Source organism: Natrarchaeobaculum aegyptiacum, assembly GCF_002156705.1.
In the GTDB taxonomy this organism is placed as follows: domain Archaea; phylum Halobacteriota; class Halobacteria; order Halobacteriales; family Natrialbaceae; genus Natrarchaeobaculum; species Natrarchaeobaculum aegyptiacum.
On record NZ_CP019893.1, the window covers coordinates 3875731 to 3898159 of the forward strand.

General features: G+C 63.5%; 20 protein-coding genes and 3 pseudogenes. 11 read left to right on the plus strand and 12 right to left on the minus strand.

Annotated elements, in window-relative coordinates:
- Positions 1 to 64: 64 nt before the first annotated feature.
- From B1756_RS18670 to B1756_RS18685, 4 genes are all read left to right on the plus strand, one after another.
- Positions 65 to 832: an ABC transporter ATP-binding protein gene (locus B1756_RS18670; protein ID WP_086889921.1), complete on the plus strand. Its 768-nt coding sequence runs from the start codon at positions 65 to 67 to the stop codon at positions 830 to 832.
- Positions 822 to 2093, plus strand: a complete 1272-nt coding sequence (locus B1756_RS18675; RefSeq protein ID WP_086889922.1) for an ABC transporter permease — start codon at positions 822 to 824, stop codon at positions 2091 to 2093. Before B1756_RS18670 ends, B1756_RS18675 begins: the two co-directional genes overlap by 11 nt.
- Positions 2090 to 3325 carry an ABC transporter permease gene (locus B1756_RS18680; RefSeq protein ID WP_086889923.1) on the plus strand — a complete coding sequence of 412 codons (1236 nt, stop codon included), beginning with the start codon at positions 2090 to 2092 and terminating at the stop codon, positions 3323 to 3325. Before B1756_RS18675 ends, B1756_RS18680 begins: the two co-directional genes overlap by 4 nt.
- Before the next feature lie 85 nt (positions 3326 to 3410).
- A complete protein-coding gene (locus B1756_RS18685; protein ID WP_086889924.1) occupies positions 3411 to 3956 on the plus strand; it encodes a putative phosphothreonine lyase domain-containing protein in 546 nt (181 codons plus the stop codon).
- A gap of 489 nt (positions 3957 to 4445) precedes the next feature.
- On the opposite strand, the gene B1756_RS18690 is transcribed toward B1756_RS18685, so the two are convergent.
- A complete protein-coding gene (locus tag B1756_RS18690; protein WP_086889925.1) occupies positions 4446 to 5108 on the minus strand; it encodes an METTL5 family protein in 663 nt (220 codons plus the stop codon).
- A gap of 302 nt (positions 5109 to 5410) precedes the next feature.
- On the opposite strand from B1756_RS18690, the gene B1756_RS18695 reads away from it, so the two are divergent.
- Positions 5411 to 5611 carry a zinc finger domain-containing protein gene (locus tag B1756_RS18695; protein WP_086889926.1) on the plus strand — a complete coding sequence of 67 codons (201 nt, stop codon included), beginning with the start codon at positions 5411 to 5413 and terminating at the stop codon, positions 5609 to 5611.
- Between the two features lie 107 nt (positions 5612 to 5718).
- Here the strand turns inward: B1756_RS18695 and B1756_RS18700 are convergent, their stop codons facing one another.
- Together B1756_RS18700 and B1756_RS18705 are read right to left on the minus strand one after the other, a co-directional pair.
- Entirely contained in the window at positions 5719 to 6750 is a 1032-nt protein-coding gene (locus B1756_RS18700) for a disk-shape morphogenesis protein volactin (protein WP_086889927.1), read from the minus strand.
- 98 nt (positions 6751 to 6848) lie between these two features.
- On the minus strand, positions 6849 to 7781 hold the full coding sequence (locus B1756_RS18705; RefSeq protein WP_086889928.1) for a cell division protein CdpA domain-containing protein: 933 nt from the start codon (positions 7779 to 7781) through the stop codon (positions 6849 to 6851).
- Between the two features lie 135 nt (positions 7782 to 7916).
- Here B1756_RS18705 and dph2 point away from each other — a divergent pair, with 135 nt between their 5' ends.
- From dph2 to B1756_RS18725, 4 genes are all read left to right on the plus strand, one after another.
- Positions 7917 to 8966 (plus strand): diphthamide biosynthesis enzyme Dph2, encoded by a 1050-nt coding sequence (gene dph2, locus B1756_RS18710; RefSeq protein ID WP_086889929.1) that lies wholly within the window; start codon positions 7917 to 7919, stop codon positions 8964 to 8966.
- Between the two features lie 128 nt (positions 8967 to 9094).
- On the plus strand, positions 9095 to 9934 hold the full coding sequence (locus B1756_RS18715) for an MBL fold metallo-hydrolase (protein WP_086889930.1): 840 nt from the start codon (positions 9095 to 9097) through the stop codon (positions 9932 to 9934).
- Positions 9935 to 10120: 186 nt separating this feature from the next.
- Positions 10121 to 11896, plus strand: coding sequence for a hypothetical protein (locus B1756_RS18720; protein ID WP_086889931.1), 1776 nt, complete (start codon positions 10121 to 10123; stop codon positions 11894 to 11896).
- 204 nt (positions 11897 to 12100) lie between these two features.
- Complete coding sequence (locus tag B1756_RS18725) at positions 12101 to 13045, plus strand: phosphoribosyltransferase HisG-related protein (protein WP_086889932.1); 945 nt, start codon at positions 12101 to 12103, stop codon at positions 13043 to 13045.
- Positions 13046 to 13259: 214 nt separating this feature from the next.
- Here the strand turns inward: B1756_RS18725 and B1756_RS18730 are convergent.
- Both B1756_RS18730 and B1756_RS18735 read right to left on the minus strand, forming a co-directional pair.
- Positions 13260 to 13852, minus strand: a pseudogene (locus B1756_RS18730) (tyrosine-type recombinase/integrase); the annotation flags it as partial.
- A gap of 78 nt (positions 13853 to 13930) precedes the next feature.
- A pseudogene (locus B1756_RS18735) lies at positions 13931 to 14149 on the minus strand (DUF5805 domain-containing protein); the annotation flags it as partial.
- Between the two features lie 261 nt (positions 14150 to 14410).
- On the opposite strand from B1756_RS18735, the gene B1756_RS18740 reads away from it, so the two are divergent.
- Together B1756_RS18740 and B1756_RS18745 are read left to right on the plus strand one after the other, a co-directional pair.
- The gene (locus B1756_RS18740; RefSeq protein ID WP_086889933.1) at positions 14411 to 14812 is read left to right on the plus strand and encodes a DUF5805 domain-containing protein; all 402 of its coding nucleotides are present in this window, start codon (positions 14411 to 14413) and stop codon (positions 14810 to 14812) included.
- Complete coding sequence (locus B1756_RS18745; RefSeq protein ID WP_086889934.1) at positions 14805 to 15854, plus strand: tyrosine-type recombinase/integrase; 1050 nt, start codon at positions 14805 to 14807, stop codon at positions 15852 to 15854. The genes B1756_RS18740 and B1756_RS18745 overlap by 8 nt, the downstream gene beginning before the upstream one ends.
- Here the strand turns inward: B1756_RS18745 and B1756_RS20280 are convergent.
- From B1756_RS20280 to B1756_RS18775, 7 genes and pseudogenes are all read right to left on the minus strand, one after another.
- Positions 15832 to 16050, minus strand: coding sequence for a hypothetical protein (locus B1756_RS20280; protein ID WP_228434414.1), 219 nt, complete (start codon positions 16048 to 16050; stop codon positions 15832 to 15834). The two genes, B1756_RS18745 and B1756_RS20280, sit on opposite strands and share 23 nt — an antisense overlap.
- Positions 16051 to 16509: 459 nt before the next feature.
- Positions 16510 to 16695: pseudogene (locus tag B1756_RS20285) on the minus strand (HNH endonuclease); the annotation flags it as partial.
- Positions 16696 to 17011: 316 nt separating this feature from the next.
- On the minus strand, positions 17012 to 17878 hold the full coding sequence (gene cruF, locus B1756_RS18755) for a bisanhydrobacterioruberin hydratase (RefSeq protein WP_086889936.1): 867 nt from the start codon (positions 17876 to 17878) through the stop codon (positions 17012 to 17014).
- 108 nt (positions 17879 to 17986) lie between these two features.
- A complete protein-coding gene (locus B1756_RS18760) occupies positions 17987 to 18220 on the minus strand; it encodes an HVO_2901 family zinc finger protein (RefSeq protein WP_086889937.1) in 234 nt (77 codons plus the stop codon).
- 202 nt (positions 18221 to 18422) lie between these two features.
- On the minus strand, positions 18423 to 19835 hold the full coding sequence (locus B1756_RS18765) for a class II fumarate hydratase (protein WP_086889938.1): 1413 nt from the start codon (positions 19833 to 19835) through the stop codon (positions 18423 to 18425).
- 129 nt (positions 19836 to 19964) lie between these two features.
- On the minus strand, positions 19965 to 21845 hold the full coding sequence (locus B1756_RS18770; RefSeq protein WP_086889939.1) for a PH domain-containing protein: 1881 nt from the start codon (positions 21843 to 21845) through the stop codon (positions 19965 to 19967).
- Between the two features lie 7 nt (positions 21846 to 21852).
- Positions 21853 to 22314, minus strand: coding sequence for a PH domain-containing protein (locus B1756_RS18775; RefSeq protein WP_086889940.1), 462 nt, complete (start codon positions 22312 to 22314; stop codon positions 21853 to 21855).
- Positions 22315 to 22429: the final 115 nt, after the last annotated feature.

A 22429-nucleotide genomic window follows, 5' to 3' on the forward strand; every position in this document is an offset into this window, starting at 1 on the left:
CCGGAAGCCTGTGGGAAACAATGTCCGGTCTCGTGGCGGGTTCGACCGAGTTGACTGGCCGACAATGATCAACCGAATACTGCGGGTTTCGGGCACTGCCACGACGAGCCAGAGCGAGCGAGCGCCGGCCAGTCGGGCACCCGTCTCGCTCGAGCGCGTCACACACGAGTACGGCACCGGAGGCGGGCGGTTCGGTCGCGGGCCCGAACGAACCGTGACGGCCCTCGACGGCGTCTCCCTCTCGGTCGATCCCGGCGAAATCGTCGGCCTCGAGGGTCCAAGCGGCAGCGGAAAGTCGACGATCATCCACGCCGTCGCCGGCTTGCTCGTTCCGACGACGGGGTCGGTTCGCCTCCTCGAGACCGATCTCACGGCGCTCACCGATCGCGAGCGCACGCGGGTGCGTCGTCGACACGTCGGGATCGTCTTCCAGCGGTTTCACCTCCTGCCGTCGCTGTCGGCGCGAGCCAACGTCGCGCTCCCACTGGTGCAGGCCGGGGTCCCGAGACGCCGACGACGCGAGCGCGCAAGCGAATTGCTCGCGACCGTCGGCCTGGCGGATCGCACGACGCACCTCCCGAGCGAACTCAGTGGCGGTGAACGACAGCGCGTCGCCATTGCAAGAGCCCTCGCGACGGATCCCGACGTGCTCGTCGCCGACGAACCCACCGGAGAACTCGACACCGAGACCGGCCGCGACGTCCTCGAGTTGCTGACGGCGCTCGGAGAAGAACGTGCCGTGCTGGTTGCCTCTCACGACGCCGACACGCTGGCCGTCGCCGACCGGGTGGTCACGCTTCGGGACGGACGGGTGGTCGACGATGGCCGATGACCCGGATCTGGATGGCACGCGGCGGGTGCGCTGGCGCGGGCTGCTCTCGCTGTCGGTCGCACGACTCTGGCGACGTGCCACGAGCACCAGACGCCGGCGCGTCGCGACGACCCTGCTCACCGTCGCGACGACGATCGCGCTCCTGTTGACTGTCACCGGCGTTGCGCTCGCACTGGCCGACGGAGGTGCGGCGGCCGATTCCGACGCCGAGGTACAGATCGTCCCCGACGACAGTGCGACTCTCTCGACCGTCGACGGCGTCGAACGGCCGCGACTCGGCGAGGCCAACCAGCGAGCCGCGACTATCGCAGACGACGAGGCGGTCGACCACGCCTCGCCAGTACTGGCCGAACCGGGCTCACTCGAGTCGGTCGACGACGGCGAGCGACAGCGCGTCCTCCTCGTCGGAGTCGTCGCCGACGATCAGTCCCGGACCGTCGGTGGGCTCCCGACCGACGACCTCGAGCCCGGTGACCCCCACTACGCCGACGGCGACTACGATGGCCCGCCGCAGGGCGAGATCGTCCTCTCACAGGCCGCAGCCGAGCGACTCGGGGCGAGCGAAGGCGACGAACTCGGCGTTCCCGCACCCGAAGCGGCCAGTGAGACGATGACGCTCAGTCTCGAGGTCGTCGCCGTCGAGGAAGCCGAAAGCGACGGCGACACGGACGTCCCGATCGCGCTGGTCCAGGCGAGCGAACTCCAGTCGTTCACCGGCGCGAGTGAGGGGGAACTCGCCGACCGCGTCGTCGTCTGGGGCGACGCTGATGGGGCCGCGAGTGCCGCGAAATCGACCTATCCAGACGCCAGCGTGGAATCGACCGGGAGCGTCGACCCGAGTGCACTCTTCGACGACGCGCTAGCGCTCGCTGCCAGCCTGCTGGCTGCCCTCGTTGGGATCGTCCTCTGTGCATCGTTCGTCGCCACCACCGCCGGGATGACCGTCGACGACGACCGCCGGTCGCTCGCGGTCCTCGAGTCCATCGGCATCCCTCAGCGAGGCCGGTTGACCGTCGTCGCCGTCTCGACGCTGCTCACCACGGTCTGTGGGGCGCTGATCGGGGCCGGGATCGGGTACGTCGGCATCTACGCCGTCAACGCCGTCGCGAGCGCGACGATCGCCCCCGGGACGATCGCCCTCGCGCACCCGGTGTTCGTTCCCTACGCCGTCGGCGTCGCACTCGTCGCCGGACTGGTCGCGATCCCCTATCCGCTCGTGATCGCCGCCCGCACGAACGTCCTCGAGGAGGTGGGTCGATGAGCCCACGCAGCACCGTCAGGTGGCGCGCGGCCGTCGGCATCGCGCTGGCATCCCTTCGGCGATCACCGGCACGAACGACCCTCGCGGTCCTCGCCGTCGCGCTCGCCGTCCTCTCGGTGACCGTCCTCGCCAGCCTCGGCGTCGGCGTCGTCGCCATGGGCGAAGACGGCCTCGAGAACGCAGACCGGGACGTCTGGGTCTCGAGCGATCCGGTCGATCCCGCGACCAGCGGCGCGGAGAACCCGATCGTTGGCTCCCACGAGCTGTCGGTCGAACTCGCCGAACGCGACGACGTCCGCGCGGCCGCGCCCATCGCCATGCACGACGTCTACGTCGGCACCGACCCGGACGACCTCGAGCGCGAATCCGCCGTCGGCGTCCAGGCGACCCACGACGGATTCGACTTCGAGGAGGGGGGCGGCTTCGACACCTTCGACGACGTCTACGAGAACGGCCGATCGAACGAACCGACGACCGAGGAAATCGTGCTCGACCCCGCGGTCGCAGACGAACTCGGCGTGGAGGTCGGCGATACCATCTACGTCGGCACCAGCCGAGAGACCGCACCCGACCACGAGTTTACCGTCGTCGGTACCTCTGACTACTACTCGCAGTTCCTCGGGTCGGAAACCGTGACCGTCCCGCTGGGCGACCTGCAGGCCCTCGCTGGCACCACTGGCACCGACCGCGCGACGTTCGTCACCGCCGCACTCGAGGACGACGCCGACGCCGACGCCGACGAGGTCGCGGCCGAACTCGACGAGGAGTACCCCGAGTACGACGTCCGATCGAGCGACGACCAGATGGGCGCGTTCCTCGAGGAACGCCCGCTCGTCCTCGCGAGCGGCGTCACGCTCGTCGGCCTCGCCGTCGTCGGCGGCCTCGTCCTCACGACCAACCTGTTCGCGCTCGTCACCGCCCAGCAGCGCGAAGAGCTGGCGGCGCTGCGGGCCGTCGGCCTCTCGAAAGGGCTGCTCGCGGGGACGGTCGGTACCCAGGGCGTCGTCGTCGGTCTCCTCGGCGGTCTCGTCGGCCTCGCGGCGACCCCGATTGCCGTCGGCGGACTCAACCGCTTCTCGCGGTCGGTCATCGGCTTCGAAGACGTCCTCTCTACCCCGCTCGAGGTCTACGTCATCGGACTCGGACTGGCGCTCTTCGTCGGTACCGTCGTCGCCGTCGTCACCGGCTTCCGGGCTGGCAGGTTCGCCCGCGTCGAACATCTCGAGGAGTGAGAGTCGTACCGTCGGCGATACGTTCAGTTTCACTTTCAGTCCGCGTTCGGCAAACGCTCAATTACCCAACCAGTGTACCACAGGCATGGTCCTCGATCACCGGCAGGTCGATACGGGAGACGACGACCGGTACTGGCTCTCCGCCCGCCGCGTCACCGGCTACCCGCGTATCGCCCGCGATGGCTACTTCCCGACCCACGGAGTCACCCGCCCCGCCGCGGTAACAGTCGCCGACCTCCCGCCCGCAGACTCCGACGCGGTGCGCGCACTCGACGAGTGTGCCCTCGAGTCCCGGCTCACGAGTGGTACGTGGGAAGTCCCAGTAACCGACGACGTGCTCTCGCGCTGGCGGGCCATCCTCGCCGACGTCAGCGCCGAACAGTTCTGGGACGCAAAATTGACGACCGCCGCCGGCCGCGACGCACTGGGCTACGACGAGTACGTCGTCGCCGTCTACACGCCCACCTACTTCGACACCGCAGATGTCTTCCGCGTTCGCGACCGCCTCCGAACCCACCACGACGTCACCGCGGAGATCAGGTACCGCCCCGACGTCTACGTCCGAAACGGGATCGACGACGAGACGGCCCCCGAGTGGGGACTCGATGACGCAGCCCGGTTCCGGGATTGACATCCTCCTCCGCGTGAACGCGGGAGGAATCCCACGGCACCGAACCGTTGAGTTGGGAATTTCAGGTTCGCAGATCACCAAGCCAACGCACCGTCAGAATCGGTGAGTGGCCGGTCTGTGGGCAGTCTCCTGGGAGTGCCAAGCCCCCGGTACTCCTATCCTCGGTTGGGTTCGACCCTCGTGGTTGTTTGTGCCCGGCGGGGGTCGAATCAACGGTAACGGACTCGGAGTTACTTCTTCGGTCGGGTCGCCCGGTGCTTGTTATTTGATTCCCACGTGGGCACACCCTGTTTCCAGCGTGGGCGGACACTCGAACCGCCAGTTTCGGGCGCTCGGCTACATTGGGGTCATAGCCAATGTGCCGACACGCATACATACGTCAGTGTGAAACAAAAACGTACGGGAATTCCCGCTGTGACGGCGCGTATCCACGCCGTGAACGACGTGGTATTGCGCCTGCTCCGGGTATAACTGCCACGATCGGGTCGTCTACCCGGACCACTCGATCCGAAACACTTCCACCTCGAGTTCCGCCTGCGCTGCGGTGTGAAAGTCGAACCGGTGTTCGACCGGGAACGGAGCGCGAAACGCGTGGGTGACCTCTCCACCAGCGTCGGCCACAAAGGACTCCACGAACGACTGACTCCCCGTATTGTGGATCGTATAGGAGACGGCAGCGATCTCACGCGCCGTCTCGAGAAACGCCCGGTCGGCGTGTCGATTGCCGTGCTGGGCACCAAAGGGCGGATTCGACACCACCGTCGCGCGTGAACAGTCGAACGGATGGCGGGTGACGTCGCCCTGAACCCACTCGAGGCGTGAGGCAATCGTCGTCTCGGTGCCGACTCGGCGTACGTTCTCGCGGGCCACGGCGAGCGCGGAGCGATCCACGTCGATGCCGACCACCGACGGCGCGCCGGCGAGTGCGGCCCCGATCCCGAGAACACCCGTGCCGGTGCCGAGGTCTACGATCGGCTGTGACCCACTACCAGTCTCACCGCCCTCGAGATCGCCCTGCACGCGGGCGAGATGAATGACGTGTGCCGCGAGTTCAGCCGGCGTCAGGTACTGCTCGAGGTCCGCCGTCGGATCGGTGAAGTCGGCGAGCGCCTCGAGCCTGCGGGCGAGTTCGCGTCGGTCGGGACCTCTCATGCCAGCGTGATCACCTCTCTACGGCCCCCCGGGTGTACGTCACTCGGGATCGCGATACCAGCCCGGAACCCTCGCTGGCGCTCTCGTTCCGTAACCGACCCCGGTCTCCGGGCCCGCGACTGATTCATACCGAACGAGAGGAGACCCGCGACAAAAACCGTGGTGATGGCGCGACTCGAGACGTGGGTAGCGACCAGAGCCCCACAACGGCAAGTGCGAGTATCGCCAGCCGTGGACACCTCGCGACACGGTGACGAAACAGGTGACCTAGAGTTAAGACCTGTCCGAGAAAATACCCTCTCATGGACGAGTGTCCCCGGTGTCAGCGCTCGCTCGAGACGCTGTCCCTCGGCGACGCCTCGACCGTCACCTGTCCACACTGTGGGTACGCAGACGTCCCCGTCGAGCACGACAGCGAGGTCGACGATCCGGAATCCTGGCAGGACGCGTTCAACAGATTCTACGATCATCAGCGCCGCCGGGTCGAGCGCGAGGATCGATAGCGCGTCAGCTCCAGCTGGTGGCACACAGTCGCGCAGTCACACGCTCTGTCGGAACTGTGATCGAACACTCGAGAAGAAGAACGTCAACCGACAGGGGTACCGAGCAGTTATTCGGCGGCTGCTTCCGCTTCCGCGTCCTCGACTTCCTCTTCGTGTTCGACGTCCTCGTCGGAGCGCGCAGCGACCAGTCCACCGCGAGCGACGCTGTAGAGTGGTTCGTTGGCGTGGCTGACGCCGCTGATCGAGAACGGGATGTTCGCGTCTTCGAGGTGGTCACGGAACAGCGCCTCGAAGCCGCTGGGACTCGAGGTGCCGCCGGTGACGACGACTGGCACGTCGAGGCCCTCTTCGACGTCCTCGTCGTCGACTTCCGTCACGATGTTCTCGACGACGTAGTCGAGCAGGTTCTCGTAGTAGATCGACAGCGCGCCTTCGACGCCGCCGACGTCCGTGGTGAAGTCGAGTTCGAAGTCGTCTTCCTTGATGGAGGTGACCTTGTCGACGGGAGTGCCGGTCGCGCGAGCGGCCTGTTCGTCGACCCAGTCGCCACCGCGGGCGACGGAGAACTTCATGACGGGGACTGCGTAGTAGGCCAGACAGACGTTCGTCATCCCGGCACCGAAGGAGATACCGAGGCCGGTGAAGTTGTTGTCCGCGAGTTCGCTATAGATGACCGACATTCCCTCGTTGATGGGTTCTGCGTCGTAACCCATGTCGTTTAGGAAGGATTCGATCGTCTTCTGGTGGTACAGCGTCGAGAGGTCCGAGTCGATCGGGTCGGCCGGCGTCGAGAAGTACAGTTTCTCGTCCGGATAGGCGGGCTCGCCGACGACCTGCTCGATGATCAGTTTCATCATCGGGATCGCGCTCTGCTCGTCGTTCGAGAGGATCCCGTGTTTCATCGGGCGGCGAGTCTCCTTGTTGAAGATATTCGCGAAGTTCAACGCGTCGTCGCCGACGACGTACACCTTGTCGTCCTTGCGGATGTGGAGGACTTCGCTTCGCGAGAGCATCTGCTCGGCCATGTCCGAGTACTCGATCTCGACGAAGGAGTTGCGCTGTTGCACGAATACCGTATCGGTGCCATCCTGCTGTGCAGACAGGATGTTCATCGTACCGACGTCTAGGCCTTTGGCCATAGTTGGCCAAGGTTACCGACGGATTATAAATCTATGTGCCTTAATACCATCGGCCGTTTACACCAGTCGAAGCGACAGATTCGACCCACTGTCAGCGGTTAATTACGTCCGAGAAGTGACCGAACGCGGTTTCGAAGCGTTTCCAGAAGGCCCTCCTCGGTCTCGGCACCGCTCTCGAGTTCGGCGCCGTCTGGTCCCTCCTCGGCCATCCGCTGAGTGCGCAACTCGCGCAACTTGGCGGTCTGGTCCTCGACGGACTCACTCGAGGTCGTCTTCTTCTTCTCGCCGCCTTTCAGTCCCTTGAGGCCGGCGACCTGTTCGTCCACGCCCGACGACCGGGTCGTCTTCGCGGTGACGTCGACGTTCACGTCGTCGAACTCGTGGGTCTCGAACTGCAACTGCGTGTTGTCGGACTTCTCGACGCCACCCCAGGAGAGTTCGACGCCGTCCATCGCCGCGTCGATGTCGCGGCGAATCTCCTCGTCGGTGTAGGATTCTGCCTCCTCCTCGGCGTCGGCGTCTGATTCGTCCGCCGACTCGATTACGTCCACAGACCGGGCCAGCTCGAGGTAGTGAGCGATGAGCGCAGCCCCTGTCGAGGCCGTGACGCCGGCGACGCCGACCGCGTAGGTGACGACGACCTCGAGCGTGTAGTCCTGGCCGTGGAAGTACCAGTCCTCGGGATAGGCGTAGACGAACCCGGCAGCGGCAACGATCGTGAGCACGACCCCAGCCATCGACGTGTACCGAACCTTCCGGTCGGCTGGCAACAGAACGACGATGCCGAGCATGGTGATGGGAAGCGCCGCCATCACGAGCGCGTACGCGGGCCGAACGCTCGCGTAGTACGCGTCGGTGTGGGTCTCGAGCGTCGCGCTCCAGAGGAACAGCGCCAGGGCGACGACTGCGAGTCCGATGCCCCCGAGGAAGAGACTGAATCCGAGGTAGACGTCGGTTCGATCCTCCGGTTCGCCGATATACCGGCGGTAGAGGGCAAAGAGACGTCCGTTTTCGAGCGAATCCGCTGCCATTACACCCTGCTTCAAACTCCAGTACCATGACTGTTGGGTCAGCGCTGACGGTCACGGTGAGCGACTGGTCGAGTCCTCGCGCGTGACTATTCGAAAAGCGCCGCCGTTATACCGCCCCAGCCGTTAGGACGTCCAATGAGTCAGGAGTCGGCGCAGACGGACGGGGACCTCAGGAATACCGGGATGGCCCTCAAACACGATCGGGAGTGGGACTACGAACTCGAGCGAATCGTCGACGCCATCGAAGAGCGAGACGCCAGCAAGGTAGGCCTGCAGTTTCCCGAAGGGCTGAAACGCCGCGGCCCCGCCGTGGCCGACGACCTCCGGGAACTCGCCGACGACGACGTCACCTTCATGCTCTCGGGCCAGCCCTGTTACGGTGCCTGTGACCTCGACACCTATCTGATGAAGCGTACGGACGTCTTCGTTCACTTCGGCCACTCGCCGATGAAGGACACGGACAAGGTGATCTACGTGCCGCTGTTCTCGAACGTCGAGGTCACACCGATCATGGAAGAAGCACTCGAGACGCTCGAGTCTCCCGACGAGACTGGGGAGGTCGGTCTCGTCACGACCGCCCAGCACATGAATCGCTACGAGGAGATGACCGAGTTCCTCGAAGAGCGAGGGTACGAAGTCCACAGCCGACGCGGCGACGAACGTCTGACACACGAGGGACAGGTTCTCGGCTGCAACTACGCGAGCGCGGACGTGCCCGCAGATCAGGTCCTCTACGTCGGCGGCGGCAAGTTCCACCCGCTCGGGCTGGCGATGGAACACCCCGACAAGCACGTCGTCATCGCCGATCCCGTCAACAACGTCGTCACCGTCGCGGACACGGAGAAGTTCATGAAACAGCGCTTCGGTGCCGTCCACCGCGCGATGGACGCCGAGAAGTGGGGCGTCATCTTCTGTACCAAGATCGGACAGGGCCGCTGGGAAACGGCTCAGGAGATCCTCGCCGACAACGACGACGCCTACCTCATCACGATGGACGAGGTCACTCCCGACCGCCTCCGCAACTTCGACATGGACGCGTTCGTCAACACCGGCTGTCCCCGGATCACGACTGACGACGGCCCGCAGTTCCACAAACCGATGCTCACTCCCGGCGAGTACGAGATCGCGGTGGGGAACAAGCCACTTGAGGAGCTCTCATTCGACACGTTCCACGGAACCTGGTAGGCCGGACTGATCGGGTCTCTCCTCGACGGTTCTGGTCCGGTCTCCAGCTAGTTCGCTCGGTCAATTCGATTCGCTACTGTCCCGCAGAGACGACAACACTTACCCGTTCAGTCCGCACACTCACCCACATGACACAGATCCAGAGCGACTGGGACGACTGGCTCGTCCGCGACGTCGAAGACGCCAGCCCCGACGGCGTCGCCGTCTGGTACCTCGGTTGCAACGGCTTCGTGATCAAGGGGTCCGACGGAACGACGATCTACGTCGACCCGTATCTCGGACTCGGCGACCCGCCACGGACCGTCCGGATGATCCCCGTCCCGTTCGATCCGACCGACGTCACGGAGGCAGACGCCGTCTTCGCGACCCACGAACACACCGATCACGTCCACGGCCCCAGCCAGGCACCCATCCTCGGGGCCACCGGCGGGACCTTCTACGGCCCAGACGATAGCGTCGCAGTCGCGCGCGAAGACGAATCGTGGACCGACCAGTGGGATCTCGAGTCAGACCAGTTCGCCGAAGTCACGGAAGGTGACACCCTCGAGGTTGGCGAGTTCACGGTCCACGTCGAGTCGGCGAACGACCCCGACGCGACCCACCCGGTGAGCTACGTTTTCGAACACGACGCGGGCACCATATTCCACGGCGGCGACACCAGGCCGAGCGACGAGTTCGATCGCATCGGCGAGGAATACGACCTCGACCTCGGCATCCTCGCGTTCGGAACCGTGGGACAGATCCCCGACAAACAGACGCGCGAACCCAAACGCACCCGCTGGTACAACGACGAGAACCAGATCGTCGAGGCCGCAGCCGCACTCGAACTCGAGGCGCTCCTGCCGAGCCACTGGGACATGTGGCGCGGACTCACCTCCGACCCGAAAGTGCTCCACCACCACGCGAAGAGTTTCGCCTACCCCCGACGACTCGAGCTGGTCGAAATTGGCGACCGCGTCGACCTCTGATACAGTCGCCCGTCCGTCAGTTCCAGTGGGGCCGCCGCTCGAATCGCGGTCCCATCGGGACATCGATACAGCAGTCCGGATGAGTTGACGACCGAGACGGGGAGATCGGAACCTGCCTCCGGACAAATGATTTTTGTGTGATACTGTCCGCACCATTTATAGTAATGGTATGGTAACGTTGTCCGCATGAGTAACACCGCCGACGCGGACGGCGTGATCGAGGTCAGTGCTGACGGGTTGACCGTCAGGAAATCGTTCACGGCGGAGGAGTTTCCCGTTCCTGCGATCCAGTTCGAAATCACCTCAGAGCGCGACGAGCAGGTGGCCTTTCGGCTCTCCGAGGACATCCCGGAAGGGTTCCCAATGGACAAGGTCGGCTTCCACCCGGATTACCACAGCGACGACTGGACGGCCTATCAGGACAACCACGTCGAGTTCACCGGCACGATCGATCCCGGCAGCACGCTCGTGACGGTCTACGGTATCCGGATCGACGACGAGAGCGAGGCCGCGGCGTTCATGACCGAACCCGACGTCGTCGAGAGCGGCCCCGGAGATGCCTCGAGCGTCGATGCCGCGGAAGTCGACGAGGGGGTCATCGAGAGCATCGTCTCCGACGACCGCAACCAGCCGGTCAAAGACATGCTCTCGGGAGCCTCCGCGGCCGTCCCCGGACTCGACGCAGAAGACGAAGACGACGAGAACGAACCAGTCTCACTCGGCGACGAGGCAGAGGACCTCGACCTCGACCTCGGTGACGTCGACGTCGAACCGGATCCGGACCCGCTCGGAGAACCGGGAGACGATACCGAAGACGACGCCCCCGACATCGACCTCGGGTTCACCGAAGACGAGATCCCAGCGCCCACCGATCCCGGAGCCGAGGAGGAGACGATCGAACTGGCCGATCCGACCGACGCCGATTCGCAAGTCGAGGAACCAGAGATCGAACTCGACCTCGAGTCGGCGATCGACGACGCCGACACCGGAGACGCCCTCGAAACGGCAGAAGCCGAATCCGACGCCGACACCGGAGACGCCGACGCCGGGGCGGTGGCCGACGAAGCCGAAGCTGAAACCGAAACCGAAGCGGTGGAACTGGCGGAGGCAGACTCGCCGACCGCCGCGCCGGACGAGCCAGCCTCGAGTTCGGACGACCTCGAGGAGACGGTGGACGACGCGCCTGTCGACGTCGAAGCAGACGCAGTCGAAGACGATGCAGGCGAGGCCGACGAGCCCGTGGCCGCAGACGAGCCCACAGCGGAATCGGCCGCCGAGCCGACGATCGACCTCGAGCCCGGTGCGGTCGCTGCCCATCTCGCAGCCGAACTCCGCGACGGTGCGGTCGACGACGGCGACCTCGAGGTGCTCAAAGCCGAACTCGACCTCGGGGATGCCGACGAAGAGGAGTCCAACCTCGAGCAGGTCAAACTCGACCACCTCCAGTCGCGCGTCGAGGAGGTCGCCGCCTACACGAGCGCCCTCGAGGAGTTCATCGGCGACCACGGTACCGGGAAACAGCTCATCGAGGACCTGACCGAGCAAATCGATCGCGTCAAAGCAGAGTTCGATGCGTTCGACGACAGACTCGAGACGACAGAATCACAGGTCGAGTCCAATACGGACGGACTCGAGGCCGTCGAGACCGAAATCGAGACGCTCACCGGATGGTCGACCGACCTCGAGGATACTATCGAAGCGGTCGACTCCGACGTAACCGAGGTTCGAGACGACGTGTCGGGCCTCGAGGGGACGGTCGACGACATCGAGACGGCCGTGTCGGATCTCGAGGGCGACCTCGCAGCCGTCGACGACGACGTCGACGAACTCGCAGACGACGTCGAGGATCTGGAAGACGACCTCGCGGACGTCGAATCCGAACTGGAAGACGTGGAGGCCGCCGTGACGGACATCCAGGACTGGCGCGACCAGCTCGGTTCGATGTTCGCAAGCGACGACTGATCCGGATCGCTTCGATCCCTCGATCGTCGTTCGGCTACTCGTTTTCGACCGGTTTCGCGATTGTATCCAGTGTGGGACTCGAGTCGGACAGCAACTGGGCGATGGCGTCAGTGCCTCCGTCGGCGACCGACGTCGAGACGACATCGGTCGTGCCCGTCCCGGAAAACGCAACTCGTTTATCCGTCGCCACTCGAGACGAGGTCGATGGGCGAGACTATCCCGATCGCCGTCCCTCGCAAGGGACGCCCGCTCGAGTCGGTGCTCGATCGCATCGCTCGACGGCTCGACGTGGCCGATCTCGCTGACGAGATCACGTCGACGCTCCGCCACGAGAAAGCCCTCACCAAGGGGACGATCGAACCCGACGAGCGGTCAGTGTACCATCGTCTCGCCGACTACAGTTCCGTCGACCGGCCGACAGCTCCCGAGTACACCCTCTTGCGGGACGACCGGGCGGGCAAACCACGCCGAATCGTCTTCGACAGTGTGACCATCCCGCTCGAGGGTGCGACGGCCGTCGACGGCATCGAGGACGTTCCCGACGACGCGGCGATCCAGCTCGTCGGTCGCGAAGAACCGTTCCGCGCGCTTCGAACCCACGAGTTCGCGCTGGGATTCGACAGCGCCGACCTCGTGTTGGAGGAAGTCGTCGAACTGCGACCAGAGCCGCTCGAGCGGATCGCCGACGTGAACGCCCGGATCGATCCCGTCGATACGGACGTCCGCGTCGTGACGGGGCTCGGCGACACCGTCTACCACACGCTAATGGCGACACCGGAAGTCGCCCCCGGCACCGAACCGCTCGACCGTCGGTTCCTCGAGGCCTACGAGGGCCCGCTGTGTATCGAACCCCGGTACGAACGGCTGGTCCGGGCCGTCCTCGGCACTCGAACGCTCGAGGGCGTCGACTTCCGGTACCCCGAAGAAGGGAGAGAGGAAGAAGCCGCAATCGCCGATACCGGTCTGGGCGTCTACCTCACCGTCACCGGTTCGACCGCCAGAGACCACGGCCTCCTGCTTGGCGAACAGCTCTTCCCGAGCGAGACCGTCCTGCTCGAGAACGCTTCTGAACGCTCACCCACTGTCGACGCTGTTCGCGCACTCTTCGACGGTGCAGACCTCGAGACGGAACTCGCACTCGAGCACTGATTTTCCCCGCTTCCCGCCACGAGCGTGAATTCGGGCACGAAGTCGTTTGATCAGCTGTTTTGACACCGCCGTTCGTGTCACCAGTCCAACCACCGACCGTGTAGCGCCCACACTAATCTTGGTATAGCGAAATAAGGTTTATCAGATCAGTATGCGACACAAATATTGTGTATAACCATCGTAAATTGTGTTTCCCGAGGGTGGAAGTGGCCACTCAGAGGCACAGCGAGTAGATGTGCTCGAGGTACGTCTCCCGAACCCGATCGCCCCAGTCGTGGGTGTAGGTGTCGATGACGTCGCTCGCGACGTCGCCACGGAGGTACTGGACGATCCCCCGATCACCCGTTCGGTCCCGCAGGTGCGTCGTGAAGAAGTGCCGGAAGTAGTGTGGCGTCACGTTCTCGGTCGTCCCGCCGCCCGTGCGGTACCACCCGGGCTCTCGAGCGTGTTTCTCGACGACGTAGCGGATATCCGCCGGCGTCAGGCGTTCTCCCCATGAATCACGGGTGTCGAGAAAGAGCGGGTCCGCCGGCGACACCGGGTCGGGCGGATCGCGAGCCACTCGAGCAGTGCGCGACGAAGCTCATCGTCCAGCGGAATCACCGTCTCCCGCTTCCGCTTGTTCGAAGCAGTCCGCCGTTCGCCGTTGACCACCGCCCCACGAGCTGGTTCCGACGAAACGTACAGTGAGGACGGCCGTCGATCTAGCTGGACGCGATGGGTCCACCCGAGGTCGAGTTCGGGTGTCTCGAGGTGCAGATCCCGAAGATCCAGGTTGCAGCACTCCCCGCCTCGAGCGTCCGTTCGCTCTTGCCGTGGTACTGCTGGTCCTCGAGGAAGTACCCGATCGGATCGTCGACCTCCGCGGGGGCGTCGAGTCCGGACTCAGTCGCCACGCTCACCACCCGTGCCCTCGACGATCGTGTAGCCGCCGTGGCGACCGCTGTAGCGAATCCGATTGTCGGCCTGCAACTCGCCGAGGGTCTCGTCGAGTCGCGACTCGATGTCTTCGCTCACCGCCTCGAGCAACCCCTCCCACGAATACGTGTCAGTCGAGAGTAACTCGAGGACCCGGTTCTCGAGGGCGTTACCCCCAGGGTTTGGGTAGGGAAGAACCCATGTGAATTCGCCGTCAGTTAGGTGCCGAGTTGGTGGTCGACTCGAGCTGGGCGGCCGCCGCCTCGAGGAACGATCTCCAGCTGAGATATTATTTGTGGCCGTAGTTCCACCAGTACTGGTTTTGAAGCAATAGATTCACAAATAAGGGCTCAGATCACCGAGAAATACGACCCGACAATCACAAATAAATACCCTTATTTGTGAATGTGGGGCAGATTGAAGTGGCGGGGGTGAGATCACGAACTCATGGCGACCGACGATCCGTCGATGGAACGAACGAGCGTGAAGACCTACGTTCCAGCGTACCAGAAAGAAGAGTGGGCCCGCCACGCAGAAGCCCTCGGGATGAGCCAGAGTGAGTTCATCCGCACGATGGTGCAGGCAGGACGAGCCGACTTCGAAATTCCATCGATGGTCGAACCGACCGCGACCACCGACCGGGCAGAATCGACGGATACTGGGGACTTCGAAGACCGGATCGTCACCGTCCTCAAGCAGGAAAACGTACTCGACTGGGACGAACTCGTCGATCAGCTAATCGACGATGTCGAAGACGATCTCGATGCTGCGCTGGGACAGTTGCAAGACGAGAACCGAATCAGGTACAGCGGGCGTGATGGAGGCTATATGCTGATCGACGATGAGTAACTCCAAATCCCAATCCGAATCCGAATCCGAATCCGACTCGATCGGCTACTTCCTCGAGGACATCGAGTACCACGGCCGAAACGAGCGGACGGTCGCCGCGTATCGACGAGTGCTTCGGTCGTTCGAATCGTTCCTCGAGGAACGGTTCGGCAAAACGCCCGTGGAAGCAGAGTACAGGGATTGTATGGCGTTCGTACACGATCTTCGGTCGAACTATACCGACAGCACCGTCGCGAGCTACGCGTCCTATCTCAACCGCTATTACGGATATCTCGTTCGGGTCGGTCAACACGACGAGAATCCGATGGAACTCGTCCTAGAGGAAATGAACGAATCTATCGAGTCGAATCCGTCGAGGCGCGATATTTCACTCGCAGAGATGCGCACTTTCGTGGAAACGATCAGACATCCCCTGCACAAGGCGATCGTGATGACCTTCCTCAAAACGGGAATCCGATCCGGTGAACTTTGCAACCTCGATCTGATCGACCTGAACCTGGGTCACGACGGTCAGTCGTGGCATCCACGGGCGCAAATCGCCGAGAAGCCCGATACGCTGTACATCTCGGCGGAGCACAGCTATGGGGCCGAATCGGGCGGAACGGTCCGTCGGGCATCGAATAAACGAAAGCGAGAGACGACGATTCCCGTCGACGACGAGCTCAGGCGCGTCCTGCTTCGGTGGTTAGCAATTCGACCGAACGTTCGATCCCCAAGTGAACCGCTGTTTACGAGTACTGCTGACGCCTGGGGACGTCGCATTACGATCGATACAATACACCACATCGTCGAGCAGTACGCCAGGGAGTATGGATGGCTTCGTACCGGGGGTGGCGCTGCCGAAAACGTGACGCCGCACTACTTCCGGCACTTCTTCACCACGCATCTCAGGGACCGGACGGGTGATCGCGGCGTCGTCAAGTACCTCCGCGGCGACGTCGCGAGCGACATCATCGACACCTACACCCACAACTGGAACGACCGCGTCCGGGAGACCTACCTCGAGCACATCTACTCGATTACGGACGTCGAGAGTAACTGACGAGGTCGAAAATCGCTTCCCGGTAATTCTCCTCGAAGGTCGAAAAATCGATCGCTGACGCGTCTATTCTGCCGAGGATGTTCCCTCTGTATTTCGGCTGGCCTCGAAAGCGTTCCTCGAAGAAGTACCGGAGCGCGACCGGCGTAAGGCCCTCTACTGCCATCTCAGTGGGGCGTTCGTCGTCCGCCAGAGCCATCTTCGCGAGGCGGTGGCGAACAGTCGATGGCTCGAGACGCGTTCCCCACCCGGCTCGCGTTTTCGTAAATAGGGCCTGGGTTTCGGGATGATCGGGTCGAATCGCTAACCACCGTTTGAGTGCACGTTCGAGTTCGGTATCGACTGGAATGTAGGTGGTTTCGTTCCGTTCACGACGGTTATTGTACGGAATATCACCGCCGTATCGAATTCGGATTCCGGGACCATCGAACGAAACGGGAAGGGGAGTACACTCTTCGTTAGAACCGAAATCATCCAGATTCAGGTTACAAAGCTCCCCAACACCGATCCCCGTTTTCGCCAGTGTCAACAGTATCGCGCGAGAGAGTGGATGGGTGGTCAAGCGAAGAATAGTCGCTACGTGATCAGTCGATAGGACATCCCGTTCGCGAGATCGTGATGTTCTCCCACCACTCCCCGACCGATGGTTGTGAGCCGATCGATGACAGTCTCGACAGAGTGTAGCCAGGTTGCTCGTTCGATTCGTCCCTCGGTTGCACACGGGAACGATGTGATGGACGACGAGATTACTCGTCGCCCGACAGTTTAAACACCGTCTCTCATCACGATTCAGGACCGCCTCTCTGACAGTGAACCACTCGTTCCCCCGGATGCGTTCACCCATTGCTGACGTTCACTACTATTATTTTCTTATTTTTCGCTATGAATAAATCCATCTGTTACGTCGCCACTCACGGGGATTCGTCGATGGTGCCAAACCTGATGAACCCTATTTCGCTATACCCAATCCACGAGACCCCAGCAGTTCCGAGCACGGTCTACCGTCGTCTCGTCAGAGGCGGGGAGAAAGCGCGTCGTAACGTGATTCGAGCGGTTTCGGGAACGATGCGGACGGGTTACCACTAGTTGCTCGAGCGCCCAGTCTGAACACAATCGCGATTTCGCGCGGCGATGTCGTGCTCTCGAGTCGATGCCGACCACTATCCCTCCCTCGAGTGTCTACCCGGCCCACCGGTCCCCAGCCCGGCAAAGTCGAACCAGTCGACTCGAAAGAGCGTCGCTAGCAGAACGACTGCGATTGCAAACGGGACGAGATTGAGGAAGTAGGCGTTGACGAGCCCCCAGAAGATGCCGAAGCTGATCAGGTCGTCGAGGAAGTAGTCACACTCCTCGAGTCGATCGACGACGGCATCGTGGTCGAGGGAGACGGTCAGGACGAAGACGGCCGCCGAGCCAGAGAGGAGCCAGCCAACGTAGTTCTGCACGGGAACGTCGTAGTAGCTCCCGCCATCGGTCCAGCCCCAGAACTCGAGAGCGACGGCACCCGGGTCGAGCACGAGGTCCATGGTGATGACGATGGTGAGGGTGAGGAGATACTGGTGCCAGAGTGACGAGCGCCGGCCGAGGAACAACGTCGCGAGCAGGTAGCTGTTGAGGAGGATGGGGAAGTAAAAGACCGGCAAGAAAAGCGGAATCGAATCGAGGAGCATCGGTCCCAGCGGCCGCTCGTACTGGAATTCACCGTACGGATAGCCGGTGTGGACACCCGTGAGTTCGATCGCCCAGGTAAAGACGACGAGGACGACGAGTCCAGCGGCCACCCGCCGGTCGACGAGGGGTACGAGCCCGCCGATCAGTGGCAGGGCCATCACCGTCACCGCGGCGACCATCAGGTACGGGTTGAACGCAAGCCACTCGGGCAGGAGCCCGACCTGTCCGCTCACGAGCAAGAGGACACCGACGAGCGGGAACGTGATCGCGATCGTGATCCGATTGTCGAAGATCAGTCGGTCGAGACGAGCCTCGAGTCGTCGACGATCGATCCGATTTCGCGGCCGCGGTGTCATCGAATCACGATTGAAAGCCAGTTCCCATGAATCGTTCACCTTCCCTGTTGGGTTTCACACCGGTGGGGTGATACCGGGAGCAAGAGCGCGTAATCAGTACAGAGCGAGTCAGTGGGTCGTCGTTCGGAGGTCTTCGATCAGATAGAGGTCTTCTTTCAGTCCACTCCCCTCGCAGTCGTCGTTCGGGCAGGCGTAGTGCCAGCCGTCCTCGGTCGCGGCGGCTTCCGAGAACCGGTCGCCACAGACCTGGCAAAAGAGTTGACCAGCCGAACAGGTGTCGCGGTGTAATTCGAGTGCCAGCTCCGTCTGAAACGACTGGTTGCAGTTGCGACAGGTGTGCATATTTCGTCTGACGATACCCCTCGTCAAAACTGCTTGGGTTCTTTTATTCCGTCCTAGACTGCCGTGATTCGGGCCGTATCTGTCGTTTACGACTTCAATGACGGCTAGAAAAGAGCGTTCAGCGACAGAGAGTACTCGACCCCGAGTACATCGGTTCCTGTCAGGTCAATTCGTCGGAGGGTTCGATACCCCACGTGCCCGATCAGTGGTCCTGACCGAGAATCCCGCGTTCGGTCATCGCACGTGGGTCGAGCACCTCGTCGGCCTCCTCTTCGTCGACGTAGCCCTTCTCGAGGGCGACCTCGCGGACGGTCTTGTCCTCTTTGAGCGCCGTCTTGGCGACCTCGCTGGCCTTGTCGTAGCCGATGTGGACGTTGAGCGACGTCGCGAGCGCCATCGACTGTTCGACCTGCTGTTCACAGAACTCCTCGTTGGCCTCGAGCGGGTCGACGAATCGCTCGGCGAAGACCTGGCTCGAGTTCGAGATGAGTTCCGCCGACTCGAGGAAGTTGTGCGCGAGAACGGGCTTGTAGAGGTTGAGGTCGATCTGGCCCTCGGCGGCACCGGCGGAGACGGCCGCGTCGTTGCCGATGACCTGCTTGTGGACCTGATTGACCGCTTCTGCGATCACGGGGTTGATCTTGCCGGGCATGATCGAGGAGCCGGGCTGATTCTCGGGTTGCTCGAGTTCGCCGAGACCATTACGAGGTCCGGAAGCGAGCAGTCTGAGATCGTTTGCGATCTTGTTTAGCGAGCCGGCGACGACGCGGAGCGCACCGTGGGCCTCGGACATGGCGTCGTGGGCGGCCTGGGCCTCGAAGTGGTCGTCGGCCTCGCGGAACTGGACGCCGGTCTCTTTGGTGATGTACTCGGCGGCACGGCCGGGGAACTCGGGGTGGGTGTTCAGGCCGGTCCCAGTTGCGGTGCCGCCAAGAGCGAGTTCGCCGAGGTGCTCGCGAACGTTGTCGACGCGGGCCAGCCCCTTCTCGACCTGTGTCCGGTAGCCGCCGAACTCCTGGCCCAGCGTGACGGGCGTCGCGTCCTGCAGGTGCGTGCGGCCGGTCTTGATGACGTCGTCGAACTCCGCTTCTTTGCGCTCGAGGGCTTCACGGAGCGTATCGAGAGCGGGAATGACGTCTTTCTCGACGGCTTCGAGGGCGGCGACGTGCATCGCGGTCGGAATGACGTCGTTGCTCGACTGGCCGTAGTTGACGTGATCGTTGGGGTGGACGACGCGGTCGCCGACCTCGGCGCCCATGATCTCGGCGGCACGGTTGGCGATGACCTCGTTGGCGTTCATGTTCGAGGAGGTTCCGGACCCGGTCTGGAAGACGTCGACCGGGAAGTGCTCGTCGTGGTCACCGGCGATGACCTCGTCTGCGGCCTCGACGATGGCGTCGGCGACGTCCTCGTCGACGAGTTCGAGGTCGCGGTTGGCCTGTGCGGCCCCCTTCTTGACGACGCCGAGTGCACGGACGAACCGGCGACCGAAGGTGATCCCCGAGATCGGGAAGTTCTGGATGGCGCGCTGGGTCTGTGCGCCCCAGTAGGCGTCTTCGGGCACCTGCATCTCGCCTAAGCTGTCCTCTTCGATTCGGTAGTTGTCGTCTCCCATACCCGGGCGGTCGGGGCCGCCGAGGTAAAATCCACCGAAACGGCCGGGCGTTGCAGGTCGAAAACCCACCGTTAGTCGGGTTACTCGAGCCAAGCGGATTCGAGCCCACGGGAGAAAACCGCGTTCGGATCAGGTGAAGTCGACCTCGAGTCCGAGGTCGTCTGACCCAGCGCGTTCACGGAGTGCCGACTGGAGCCGCTTGCGGCAGGTCGTCTGAACGTCGCGGCCGTTCGCAAGGTCGACGTCGTAGATCGTCGGCGAGTTCCAGAAGAACGTCTGGGAACTGGCGGTATCGACGACGACCGAGCAGATTCCGAGTCGGCGCTGGAAGATCGACCGACGGACGGAGATGGTCTGGATGCGGTAGTAGGGAATCACGGTCGTCCGGCGCCGCCAGAAGCCACGCCTGACGACGAGGTGGTCCTCACCGACGTAGTACTGGAGGTGGGTGTACCGGAGGTGAGCCGCAACCGGGACGGCGGCGAAGACGACGGCCGCGAGGTACCAGCGCTCGAGAACGGTCACCTGCGTGATGCCGAACGCGATGGCCACGACGACAGCGGCGACGAGCGAGTACCGCACGAGGTATCGTCGGCGGGCGATCGTCGGCGGTCGCTCGAATTTCGGCGTTTCGACGCCGGTGAGGTTCTCGGTGAAGTCGTAGACGCGGTCACGTCGAGCGAGGGGGACCGCAGACTGGCTCCCGCCGTTGCTTTCGGGTCCGTACCCTGCGGTCTCGACCCAGAGACCGGCGTAGTCGATCAGTCGCTGGGCGGGGTTGTCGGTCACGGTCACCGACTGGACCTTCTCGGAAGGAATCGAGCCGCTGTAGCGCTGGAGGAGGCCGCGTTCGTAGACGAAGTCGTCTTCGACCCTGCCCAGGCGGAACCCGTAGTAGGTCGCGAACGTGTAAGCGACGCTGAGCAGGTAGGTGATCACGACCGCGTTCACGAGCGACACGACGGTGAGAACCCCGATGTCCTGTGGCGAGCCAGTCGCGAGGTCCTCGGGACCACCGACCGGCTGTGCAATGGCGATCAGCAGGTCGACGATGGTGTCGGTCATCAGGAAGAAAACGAACATGACGGCGGCGGCGGCGGCCGGCCGAAGCGTCGTGAACGAATACAGGAGGAGTTCCTTCGAAGAAAGGTCGAACAGCGATCGTCGTTGCGGCTGGACAAATTCGTCCGCGAACTCGTCGTCTGTGTAGTCGGGAACGGATTCACCCGCACCGGGACCAGGACCGAATCGTGGTCGCTCTCCTCTCGAATCCTCTGCCTCGAGCCCCTGCTCCTCGGCTGGCTCCGATTCCGGCCCTGTCGATACGGGTTCGGCCGCAGGGTCCGGTTCGCGGTCGTCGGTGGGTGATGGCCCCGGCTCGTCGGGCTCAACGCCCGGGTCGTGATCGGACGCGGGTTCCGGGCCGACGACGTCATCACGGATGGCTCGTTCGTCCGCGACGGTTCCAGCGGTGTCGGCGGTATCGCTGGTGTCGGCGGTGTCGGTGGTGTCAGATACGTCGGAACCCTCTGCGGGCTGCCGTCGCCGTCTGCGGCGACGACCTTTCGCCATGGCAGTCCGACGCCGGATTTCGTTCTGGAGGCGGGTTGCCTCCTCCTCGCTAACGTACGGGAGGGCTGCCTCGGTGTCGCCGCCGCCTGCAGTTTCGATCGAGACCGTCGCGAGCCCGACGAGACGCTGGAAGACGCCCTGTCGGATGTCGACGTTCTGGATGCGGCCGTACGGAATCTCGCGAGAACGCCGGGCGATCACGCCGGAGGCCACGTCGAACGTATCGTCGGTGATCCGGTAGCCGAAGCGATAGTAGTAGCCGACGCCGTAGCTCGCGCCAGCGACGAATCCGAGGACGGCCGCCACCGGCATCCAGAACGGACGCACCGTACCGAGGGCACCGCCGACGAAAACCAGCAGGAACATCGGAATCCACAGCCAGAGAAAGCCGTACTGGAGGGCGAAGAGCACGGCCGAGATCGGGTGGAGTCGATTCATATGAGTATCAGACCGCGTCGTCGGCCTCGCTCTCGACGGCGAGTTCTCGCAGGGCGTCCTGGAGCTCTCGAGCCCGCTCGGGCGGCAGCCCCGGAATCCGGACGTCGGCGTTGCGCGAGCCCGCCGTGTAAACCACCACGCTCGAGAGGCCGAGTGCTCGTTCGATCGGCCCGAACTGCGTGTCGACGTGCTGGACGCGGACGAACGGGACTGCGGTCTCGACGAACGTGATTACGCCGCGTTCTAGGTAGAGGGCGTCGCCCTGCAGTTCGAACCGCCAGATCTGGTAGAGGCGCACCGAGTAGGCGATACCGAGTATCGCGACGACGGCGACGACGCCGCCGTGGAGCGCCGTCGGGATCTCCCAGATCCAGTTATCGATGCCAAAGAGAATGGCACCGATGACCGCCGCCGCGATCACCCCCTGGCCGATCCAGAGGAGTCGGACCCGCGGGTGAAGTGATTCCATACGAGAATGCTCCGACCACGGCAGGTTAAAGGTGCGGTTCCCTCCCTCTACGCGCAAATAACGTGCACCGAGACGGTTCGCATCGAATCCGATAGCCGAGCCGTGGTTGCCGGCT

Coding starts and splice junctions, on each gene's coding strand:
- B1756_RS18775 (WP_086889940.1), bottom strand. CDS start 22,314: ATGGAATCACTTCACCCGCGGGTCCGACTCCTCTGGATCGGCCAGGGG.
- B1756_RS18675 (WP_086889922.1), top strand. CDS start 822: ATGGCCGATGACCCGGATCTGGATGGCACGCGGCGGGTGCGCTGGCGC.
- B1756_RS20280 (WP_228434414.1), bottom strand. CDS start 16,050: ATGGCTCTGGCGGACGACGAACGCCCCACTGAGATGGCAGTAGAGGGC.
- B1756_RS18725 (WP_086889932.1), top strand. CDS start 12,101: ATGGGCGAGACTATCCCGATCGCCGTCCCTCGCAAGGGACGCCCGCTC.
- B1756_RS18690 (WP_086889925.1), bottom strand. CDS start 5,108: ATGAGAGGTCCCGACCGACGCGAACTCGCCCGCAGGCTCGAGGCGCTC.
- B1756_RS18745 (WP_086889934.1), top strand. CDS start 14,805: ATGAGTAACTCCAAATCCCAATCCGAATCCGAATCCGAATCCGACTCG.
- cruF (WP_086889936.1), bottom strand. CDS start 17,878: ATGACACCGCGGCCGCGAAATCGGATCGATCGTCGACGACTCGAGGCT.
- B1756_RS18770 (WP_086889939.1), bottom strand. CDS start 21,845: ATGAATCGACTCCACCCGATCTCGGCCGTGCTCTTCGCCCTCCAGTAC.
- B1756_RS18765 (WP_086889938.1), bottom strand. CDS start 19,835: ATGGGAGACGACAACTACCGAATCGAAGAGGACAGCTTAGGCGAGATG.
- B1756_RS18715 (WP_086889930.1), top strand. CDS start 9,095: ATGACACAGATCCAGAGCGACTGGGACGACTGGCTCGTCCGCGACGTC.
- B1756_RS18700 (WP_086889927.1), bottom strand. CDS start 6,750: ATGGCCAAAGGCCTAGACGTCGGTACGATGAACATCCTGTCTGCACAG.
- B1756_RS18680 (WP_086889923.1), top strand. CDS start 2,090: ATGAGCCCACGCAGCACCGTCAGGTGGCGCGCGGCCGTCGGCATCGCG.
- B1756_RS18760 (WP_086889937.1), bottom strand. CDS start 18,220: ATGCACACCTGTCGCAACTGCAACCAGTCGTTTCAGACGGAGCTGGCA.
- dph2 (WP_086889929.1), top strand. CDS start 7,917: ATGAGTCAGGAGTCGGCGCAGACGGACGGGGACCTCAGGAATACCGGG.
- B1756_RS18705 (WP_086889928.1), bottom strand. CDS start 7,781: ATGGCAGCGGATTCGCTCGAAAACGGACGTCTCTTTGCCCTCTACCGC.
- B1756_RS18695 (WP_086889926.1), top strand. CDS start 5,411: ATGGACGAGTGTCCCCGGTGTCAGCGCTCGCTCGAGACGCTGTCCCTC.
- B1756_RS18720 (WP_086889931.1), top strand. CDS start 10,121: ATGAGTAACACCGCCGACGCGGACGGCGTGATCGAGGTCAGTGCTGAC.
- B1756_RS18670 (WP_086889921.1), top strand. CDS start 65: ATGATCAACCGAATACTGCGGGTTTCGGGCACTGCCACGACGAGCCAG.
- B1756_RS18740 (WP_086889933.1), top strand. CDS start 14,411: ATGGCGACCGACGATCCGTCGATGGAACGAACGAGCGTGAAGACCTAC.
- B1756_RS18685 (WP_086889924.1), top strand. CDS start 3,411: ATGGTCCTCGATCACCGGCAGGTCGATACGGGAGACGACGACCGGTAC.